The following is a 717-nucleotide window of genomic DNA, read 5'->3' as shown; positions in this document are numbered from 1 at the left end:
CGTTTCTTTGTAACTCCGTATAGAGTGTCCTACAACCCCAAGGGGCAAGCCCCTTGGTTTGGGCTGTTTCCGTTTCGCTCGCCGCTACTCAGGAAATCGATAATTTCTTTCTCTTCCTCTGGGTACTTAGATGTTTCAGTTCCCCAGGTCTGCCTCCTCATAGCCTATGTATTCAGCTATGGGTACCACCCCATTACGAGTGGTGGGTTCCCCCATTCGGAAATCCCCGGATCAAAGCTTACTTACAGCTCCCCGAGGCATATCGTTGTTCGTCACGTCCTTCTTCGGCTCCTAGTGCCAAGGCATCCACCGTGCGCCCTTTCTAACTTAACCTAATTTTTAAAAAGATAAATCTCTCTAAAAATACCTAGTTATAAGGATTTTACGTCGAATTGAATTCTTGACTACTCAAGTTTACTCAAAAGCTTTTACAAACTTTCCGGTAAAACTTAAATGTGTTAGTTGTTATCTAGTTTTCAAGGAACGAAGTCACTGACCTTAATCGCATCGCAAGATGCAATTGGTAGTAAACTATTTAATTGAGAGATCATTCTCTCAAAACTGAAACACAGCGTCAGCGTACTTTTCCTAAGAAAAGCATCGACTAGAGTTTTAACTCCATAGAAAGGAGGTGATCCAGCCGCACCTTCCGATACGGCTACCTTGTTACGACTTCACCCCAATCATCTGTCCCACCTTAGGCGGCTGGCTCCAAAA

General features: G+C 44.2%; 2 rRNA genes. Both read right to left on the bottom strand.

Annotated features, from left to right (window positions below):
• A 23S ribosomal RNA gene (locus DS745_RS04280) occupies nt 1-333 on the bottom strand; the annotation flags it as partial.
• A gap of 291 nt (nt 334-624) precedes the next feature.
• Nucleotides 625-717, bottom strand: a 16S ribosomal RNA gene (locus DS745_RS04275); the annotation flags it as partial.

The sequence above is a fragment of the Anaerobacillus alkaliphilus genome, assembly GCF_004116265.1.
Taxonomy (GTDB): Bacteria; Bacillota; Bacilli; order Bacillales; family Anaerobacillaceae; genus Anaerobacillus; species Anaerobacillus alkaliphilus.
Note: the sequence above shows the minus strand (reverse complement) of the source record. Positions and strands in the feature narration are given on the sequence as shown.